The organism is Methanosarcina spelaei (genome assembly GCF_002287235.1).
GTDB lineage: Archaea > Halobacteriota > Methanosarcinia > Methanosarcinales > Methanosarcinaceae > Methanosarcina > Methanosarcina spelaei.
Map to the genome: position 1 here is coordinate 1 of NZ_LMVP01000099.1, position 7,913 is coordinate 7,913.

10 protein-coding genes and 1 CRISPR repeat array are annotated in these 7,913 nt (G+C 36.5%); of the genes, 1 reads left to right on the forward strand and 9 read right to left on the reverse strand.

Annotated features, from left to right (window positions below):
• The coding region (locus tag ASJ81_RS23245; protein ID WP_212556039.1) for a hypothetical protein at positions 1–215 on the forward strand (215 nt) is incomplete at its 5' end.
• 43 nt (positions 216–258) lie between these two features.
• On the opposite strand, the gene ASJ81_RS22675 is transcribed toward ASJ81_RS23245, so the two are convergent.
• The 9 genes from ASJ81_RS22675 to ASJ81_RS06805 form a co-directional block, all read right to left on the reverse strand.
• Positions 259–432 carry a hypothetical protein gene (locus tag ASJ81_RS22675; protein ID WP_170943225.1) on the reverse strand — a complete coding sequence of 58 codons (174 nt, stop codon included), beginning with the start codon at positions 430–432 and terminating at the stop codon, positions 259–261.
• A gap of 113 nt (positions 433–545) precedes the next feature.
• Complete coding sequence (locus ASJ81_RS06770; protein WP_095643819.1) at positions 546–917, reverse strand: hypothetical protein; 372 nt, start codon at positions 915–917, stop codon at positions 546–548.
• Positions 910–1,161 carry a hypothetical protein gene (locus ASJ81_RS06775; RefSeq protein WP_095643820.1) on the reverse strand — a complete coding sequence of 84 codons (252 nt, stop codon included), beginning with the start codon at positions 1,159–1,161 and terminating at the stop codon, positions 910–912. The genes ASJ81_RS06770 and ASJ81_RS06775 overlap by 8 nt, the downstream gene beginning before the upstream one ends.
• 243 nt (positions 1,162–1,404) lie before the next feature.
• Complete coding sequence (locus ASJ81_RS06780) at positions 1,405–2,511, reverse strand: SEC-C metal-binding domain-containing protein (protein ID WP_095643821.1); 1,107 nt, start codon at positions 2,509–2,511, stop codon at positions 1,405–1,407.
• A 596-nt stretch (positions 2,512–3,107) separates the two neighbouring features.
• Entirely contained in the window at positions 3,108–3,707 is a 600-nt protein-coding gene (locus tag ASJ81_RS06785) for a plasmid pRiA4b ORF-3 family protein (protein ID WP_095643822.1), read from the reverse strand.
• A 477-nt stretch (positions 3,708–4,184) separates the two neighbouring features.
• Positions 4,185–4,808, reverse strand: coding sequence for a class I SAM-dependent DNA methyltransferase (locus ASJ81_RS06790; protein WP_141241610.1), 624 nt, complete (start codon positions 4,806–4,808; stop codon positions 4,185–4,187).
• Positions 4,809–5,242: 434 nt separating this feature from the next.
• Positions 5,243–5,812, reverse strand: coding sequence for a plasmid pRiA4b ORF-3 family protein (locus ASJ81_RS06795; protein WP_095643823.1), 570 nt, complete (start codon positions 5,810–5,812; stop codon positions 5,243–5,245).
• 128 nt (positions 5,813–5,940) lie between these two features.
• Entirely contained in the window at positions 5,941–6,279 is a 339-nt protein-coding gene (locus ASJ81_RS06800) for a DUF3024 domain-containing protein (protein ID WP_212556040.1), read from the reverse strand.
• 506 nt (positions 6,280–6,785) lie between these two features.
• Positions 6,786–7,418, reverse strand: coding sequence for a hypothetical protein (locus ASJ81_RS06805; protein ID WP_212556041.1), 633 nt, complete (start codon positions 7,416–7,418; stop codon positions 6,786–6,788).
• A gap of 141 nt (positions 7,419–7,559) precedes the next feature.
• Positions 7,560–7,888: a CRISPR direct-repeat array (repeat unit 38 nt; unit sequence TGTTTCAATCCTTGTTTTAGTGGATCTTGCTCACGAAT).
• Positions 7,889–7,913 lie beyond the last annotated feature (25 nt).

The window sequence follows — 7,913 nt, forward strand, 5'->3', positions numbered from 1 at the left end:
GGGAGAGGAATATGAAAATATATACCTCTAGTTGCGTTAACCTGCCGAAGCTAGGTTTCATTCTTGAATCTCTTAATCGTATCTGCGATAAGGGTGAAAAATCCTACCAGTTCATCATTCCAAAATCACAAACTTGTCCTGCTAATCATATTCTTTTGATCAATCCAGGGCATCGTTTTTCAGAAAATCGTTTAGTTCCTGATTCAAACAACTAAAAGAAGAAAGATTATGATTTTTATTAAGGGGATTGTATGAAGTTCAGAGTCTGGAATTGTAAAACTCAAGCTTAAAACCTGTTTTTCTCATGTATTTTTTTGCACGCTTGAACATTCCTACCAGCTTCTTTGAAACCACAGGATTCTTCTCATTCCTGAAGAACTCCTTTGCATCTTCACCTTCAAGAACAAGCCCTAATTCAATGGGTTTTACCACTTTGAATACCTTCTTTTCTATAATTTAGTATCTGTGGTAGATTTTTTACTCTACAGTTCCTTAAGGTTCTTATGCTTCTCCCATAGCAGAAGACATGAAAATACTATTCATACTCATTCTATATACAGCTTCGAATTCCTACCATCGAACGTTACAGAATATTCATCAAGGATGTTTCTACCTATCAAAATATCTCCTGCTGTACCATTATAAAAAGCTTCAATATCTTTATGTTTATTCTGAAGGAATTCCAGGTCTATAAAAGTGTACCATGTATTAACTGTGTTTCCAACAACACTTACACTTGCCATTAAGTCCTTATCTAATCCGAGTTTAAACCAAATGTCTTCTGGTATGACAACTGCATCTGAGCCAGTATCAAGATATGCACAAGCTTTATGTCTTTTTCTTAAAACTGGATTAATGAGAGTCACAACGACAAGAGGGTCATTATCATAATAATCAAAAGTAGCTTTTTCATGCATAGTTTCTGTTCCTGAGTCGGGCAACTGAAGGATTTTTACCTACTCTACGCACAAAAAAACGGTGGCCTGGGCGCTCTTTTCTTGCTCTTAAACTAACATCTTTAAGGTGATCACCTACCGACACAATGTCATTAGCATCAACATCTATGGCTATTATTTTTCCACTGTATAGCTTTTCCCATTCTTCCTTATGGGCTTCATAGATATGTTTTGCTTCTATATCGAATTTATCAGGATCTGACATTATGCTCACCTTTTCGAGTAGCTCTTTGCTGTGAATTATGTCTTGTTATCTAATAATTATATCGACTCTTAACTACAACTGCGGGACGTGGGAAAGAGTTTGTATGACTGATTTCCTTAAGGAAACGGGATGATTCTAGAAGCAAACGTGCTTTAGCCGTTGGTAGTTCACAATCAAACTACGTATCTCCACGTCAGTAAAACCACAGAAATTGTTTGGAAGCCACTTAATTTATCCCTTAAATCATTTTTTTGCTGTTTCCGTATCCCCAAGCGCAGCACGTGATTCAGCTTCTGCTTTGAGCATATTTTTTATTATTAATTTATCAGAATAGGGGAAAATCCGGCGGAAATCCTGGCAGTATTTTGTCCTTTTCAAATGAAAAAAGGCATCTTCCAATGCTGCGTTCGCTAACTCCATTTCAAAATCCTGACACCAATTAAAAATACTTTGTGTTAAAACGGAAATGAATTTATCAGCATCAGTAACCGATTTTATATGAGGAGGAACAATACTTACTATTATATTCCACGCTTTTTCCCACTTCTCCATTCCATCTCTGTAATTCTGGTTTTCAATGTCGTCATAGCCATCTTGAATTAAGTCATCAATCATTTCCATATTGTATTTTTCTGGAATTATCCGGTTCCATAATTCTATCATTGCCAACCAGATAAAATCTTCATCCTTGCCTTCTGCCTGAAAATTCTGTGTATAATAATGATCTTCTGCTAGCTGAATTGCAGAGACATAACTTTGAGCCTGTTCTTTGAAACGTTCTATTTCGAAATCGACATTTATTGACCTTAATGTTTCAATTATTTCCGAAGTGCTCATCTTCTTTACTTTATCCAGATTCCAGCTTTTTAGAATGAAATCTTTGAAGCTTATATCCTTGCGATCATAGTATTGTTCAATTTGTTTGCCAATTTGTTCTAATTGTTCGGGTTTTTCTTGTAATCTCTGTTCAAATCTCATAATAGCTAACGGACTAATAATTCGTTTTTCAGATTTTGAAGCTGTTTGATTTTGAGTGGTTTTATTTCCAGTAGTTTTACTTCCAGCAGTTAGATTTCCAGTAGTTTTACTTCCAGTAGTTTTACTTCCAGTAGTTTTACTTCCAGTAGTTTTACTTCCAGTAGTTTTACTTCCAGTAGTTTTACTTCCAGTAGTTTTACTTCCAGTAGTTTTACTTCCAGTAGTTTTATTTCCAGTAGTTTTACTTCCAGTAGTTTTACTTCCAGTAGTTAGATTTCCAGTAACTGCTTTGCTACTACCTAAACAACAATGTTTATATTTTTTTCCTGACCCACATGGACATGGATCATTCCTACCAATTTTCTTTGACATTATGTCAGTTCCTTTGTTTTATGAGAATTAATTCAGAATCGACATTTTTCTTTTGTTTGATTGCTTTTCAGTTCCACAATTTATTAAAATCCAGAAAAACAGCGAGGAGCCTCATTTATTAATCTATAATGTAACTATTCAGCCTATGTAAAACAGAATCAATAGCCATCGTCATTAAAACTCAATTGACAACTTTCTGCAAATTGAGTTTTTTAGTCTGTTGGCAGCTGATTACTTTTTTCTTTTCCGCATGTTATTTCTTGGATGCCTTGCTTTCACTAGAATCAAGATCAATAGACATGTTTGGATATACTGAATAGTTACTCTATAATTTATGTTTATTAGTCTATGTTATTAGTCTATGTTAGAATTATACATTTGGGACTTACGCATTTGAGGAACAAAATCTGATCACTTCAAAGACTGTGAATTGAACTCGTGTTTAAGACGGTTAAAGGTTTAATGCTGTTGATTTTTCCAGTTCAACTACGTAAGTCTTAATCTATTTACTTGAGGCTTCGAGGTTCTTAATATCGCTTATAAAGAATTCAGGCCTCCCTAAAAATTATCTGAATTTTGTAGATGTATTTTTACATTTAAAGCCTGGTATAAACCCGCTGGTCTTTGAACTCAAAAGAAATGTCTTTTGGGTTAAAATATTCCGGATCGAAATCTTTCCCCAGCCACGCTACTGTTTGTTCGTATTCCTCATGTTCGGGGTCTTTCAGGATCTCGAGCATCTCTTCATAGCCCAGTATTCCTCCAATGTCCTCAGGGGCTGTTGCTCTTTTTCCTGCAGTGCAGACAGGATATTTCCTTCCTTGTTTTTTCGGAAGGGTTTCCTCAAACCGGACTTTTATCTCCCAGTTGTCTCCGAAATCGTACCTGTACAGAGCAAATTTATTTTCCGGAGTGAAGTATTTGGAGAGCTTGGCTTTATTTTCCGGCACAAGAGGTTCACAGAATGTTTCACAATCGTCATCTGTTTTCCCTATTTTGTCAAGCTCCCCGGTTTTTGGGTTTTGTACTTCAAATTCATGCAAATGGTAATCATCCCAGTTCATTACGGCCTGGATAGCCTTATGAAGGTCCAAAAAAGTATAATTTTCCGGCACCTGGATCCTTCGCCAGATTTTAGGGCTAATACCTTTTATTGAAAGCTTTAATTGGTATATCTTTTTAAACGTGTCTTTCATAGAGTTATTCCCCAGAATAAACGTCCGCTAACACCTTTAAATTTCTGTTAACGTCCGCTAACTTCTGCTAATATCCATTAATTTCTCAATATTCATTAATTTTTGCTAATCTTAGATACTATTCAATACTGTTCAACAATTTTCGCGAAATGGACAAAGTCAATGAAGTGTAGATTAATTTCTTTCGCTATAGAAAGTAGGGAAAACTCTAGATTGTCTTTAAACACTCATCTATCGATAAATCTCTAAAAATTTCAAACCGATCTTGCAGGCATCTCATGCATGAAAGATTGAAAAACCTATCTCTCGCATATTCAATGCGTGTGAGCTTTGTTTAAAAATGGTTATATAATTTGCAGGGCTAGGCACGAGTATTCTGCATAAAACTTAGCGAACTTTGTCTGTAAATGCTAACTTTAACTCTAACTTTAACTTTAACTTTAACTTTAATGAAAGAGTTTGTGTTACGAAGATTTTTCAAACCCTTTTTGCGAGATACCCTCTAAACATCGACTTTTCTATTTTATCAGGTGCTTTATACACAAAAAATGTAACATATTTTAATATCTCAAAACCACATTTGTTTAACAGTTCGATTATTTGAAAGTCATTATGATAGTATATGGAGAGACCTGAACCGGCATCCGTATAGCTCAAAAGGCCTTCTTCCGATACCATAACAGTAAAGCTGAAGGTACCTCCTATTTTCGTCACGCGATTTGCTTCTTCAAAAAACCTGTCCAGTTTCTCAAAGAAATGGAATACTCCACATGCTACTGTATTTTCGAACTTTGCGTCCTCATAGGGCCATCTATCTACTACCAAATCGCACAACTTAAGTTCCGTAGCGAATTCTTTTTTATTGCATATATCGAGCATCTTTTTCGAGCCATCAATCCCGTATACCTTGAGACCGGCCTTATAAAACAAATATGAACTGAGCCCGGTACCAATACCGACATCAAGGACACTACTCCCCTGAGATAAATACTCATAAGCTAGCCCAAAAAGCACTTCATGCCCATGATATTCTGTCAGTACACTCATATTATCATAGACATCGGCAGACTTGTCATGTACTTCAATGATAGAGGGTTTCACATTTCACAGATTACTCTATGATATGAAAAAAGTTTCTATACTGTTTTTGGTCTTTTTTAATTTCAATCCTTGTTTTAGTGGTTAGTACGGATTTTCGGCATTTGCGAACTCAAACGCAAAAATAATGAAGTTTCAATCCTTTTTAGTGGCGTGTGCTGTTCTTCAGGGTCATTTTTCCTTATTTTCAGCAAATTCTCAGATAATCTCAAACCTGCAGGACTCACTCACTTGAGGAACAAGATCAAATACGACAAACACTGTGGATTAAAGGTCACATTTCAAACAGTTAACGGTCCAATTCTGTTAATTTTTCAGTCCAACTGCGTAAGTTCAAAACTGAAAAACCAACATCAAGCAGTTTATTTTTTGCTTGAACTATATTGATATTATTTCTTGTGTTCAGGCCGAGGTTTCATTCACCAGTTTTTTCCGGCTTAGAAAGCAACGTCTTTTGGATTGAAGTATTCGGGGTCAAAATCTTCACCCAACCATTCCACTGTGTCTTCATATTCCTCATTTTGGGGGTCTTTCAGGATATCGAGCATCTCTTCATAGCCCCATATTCCTCCGATGTCCTCGGGGACTGCTGCTCTTTTTCCTGCGGTGCATACCGGATATTTCATTTCCTCTTTTCTTGGAAGGATTTTCTCAAGCCGGATTTTTACCTGCCAGTTGTCTCCGAAATCGTACCTGTACAGAGCTTCCTTATTTTCCAGCGTAAAATATTTGGAGATTTTTGTCTTTTTTTCTGGCACAAGAGGCTCGTCACTGAAATCTTCGTAATCGTCACCTTCTGTCCCTATCCTATCAAGTATCCCGGTCTTTGGGTTTTGTATTTCGAATTCGTGCAAATGGTAATCTTCCCAATTCATTGCAGCCTGGATAGCGTTATGAAGATCCAGAAAAATATAATTTTCCGGTACCTGGATTCGTCTCCAGATCTGAGGAGTTATGCCTTTCATTGAAATCTTAAACTGATATATATTTTTAAAATCATCTTTCATAAGTTATCCACCTGAATGAACGTCCTCTAATGTCCAATAATTTCCTGTAATATATGTTAACTTTTCGATATATTCCGATAATTCCCAACAAAGTCCGATAATACAGCTGGCGAGTAAACGAATTTCTTTTATGGCTGAAAGTGGGGCAAATCCTTGATTGTCTCTAAACATTCGTCTATAGATAAGTCTCTAAAAATTTCAAACCACGTTCCCGTATGTCTCATGTATGAAAGGTTGAAAAGCCTATCTCCAGCATATTCCATGCGTGTAAACTTTTTTTCAAAAAATGGAGATATAGCCTGCGGGTCCGGACATGCGTATTTCGCACAGAAGTAAAAGTAGCTGCGGTACCACTTCGTATAAATGTCCACTACATAGTTATAACGCATCTCTTCCGGTGGAGGTTTGATATATTCAGGTTTTAAAAACGATTCAATAAGCTCCTTCGCTTTTGTTTGTACTTCCAACTTCACATCTTCTGGTACCTTAGGCTTTGGATACTTTTGTGGATTAAAGGCCCCACATTGTTTGTCCTCTTTTCATTTCCTCTTTTCATGGCATTATATGTGTACAGAGTCCTAAAACAATTTTTCCATACTACAAATTTTAAATTCAAATGGAATTTGATACAGGAGCTGGCGACTCAAACATTAATCTTTTTCAAATTGTGTAAATTTCAATATTTGTTTTATTGGATCTTGTTCACGAATAAAACTCTGGAGTAATTTTATTATTTTACTCTGGTGTTTTGGTAGAGTTCTGGAGTAAATATCTTTAAAGTATCTACTATTAAGAATTAGCGTATTTCATGTTAGGAGTTTAGGCACGTTCCCCCTAATCGCTCTTAATGATCTTCCTGCCTGATGGCAGCTATTATGGGATGTGGTGTAAACCCTACAAACTTGATTAATATCTTAAATTGAAGACAGTAGGAAGAGATTTTATCCGTATAGTAAGCGCGAAAAATTACTTTTTATATTTCAAGTTGTTTCGGAAGCCCGTATAGTTCAACAGAGGAATGTATAAACGCCGTAATTGGGCTTTCCATCATTTTCCATCGTGGAGATAGTTGCATTCCTCTGTCTGGAATATCACAGAAGGGATGGGCATTTTCGTATAGAGTATACATAATTGTCGCTTCGATTCGCTCAAGAATTCGAGGCTCAATACCTACGTCTGCTACGAAAATGCTAAACGCTGCTAGTTGTTTTCTGGCAGCTTCCAAAAGCTCGCTTTTCCTGTGTTCGTACTCTTTGCGTTTATCTGGCGTCCAGCTCCATCCATGCCATATCTCTTTTCGTACTCCGTGCTTCATGGCATCCATGTCCAAGATCGTGTAATCTCCGCTCAGGTATTTTCTGGTGTGCTCTCGGAAACGTTGGGGTATAGGCCGGCGTGTAATTCCTGCAGCATAGATTATGTAGCCATTTTCATATATAGAGGTCAACAAGTAGACACCAGGGTGCTTAGGAATAGCGGGAAGATTAGATTCAGTCTCGAATTTTGGCCATGCGTAGGGACCCCTCCACTTAATGTCTATTTCTGTTTTAGGAGTCGTCACAGAACAAACTATGTATAAGTTTCGATTGGATGCCTTGATTTTCAAGATCATTATCACCAATTAAAAATTAACTTTATGAAAAGTTTGCCTAATCTGTTTTGTGACAGTTACTTAGCTTCAGTCGGAATATTATCATAAATGGAAGTTTGTTTTGTTCTTTTTTTCGTCATCATCGTCACATATATCAGTTTCAATCCTTGTTTTAGTGGATCTTGCTCACGAATTCTCCCATCGAGTTTTGGATAGTCATACCCTGAATAAGTTTCAATCCTTGTTTTAGTGGATCTTGCTCACGAATTGGAGAATTGTTAAGGTTTCATATACTTGGTTCATTGTTTCAATCCTTGTTTTAGTGGATCTTGCTCACGAATTGGTTACTGGTTATTGGGTGTACACTGTACGATATGTTTCAATCCTTGTTTTAGTGGATCTTGCTCACGAATACTATTTTGAATGGATCAGAAGGAAAAGAATAGGTGTTTCAATCCTTGTTTTAGTGGATCTTGCTCACGAATACGAAATCATGTGATAAGGGGAGGG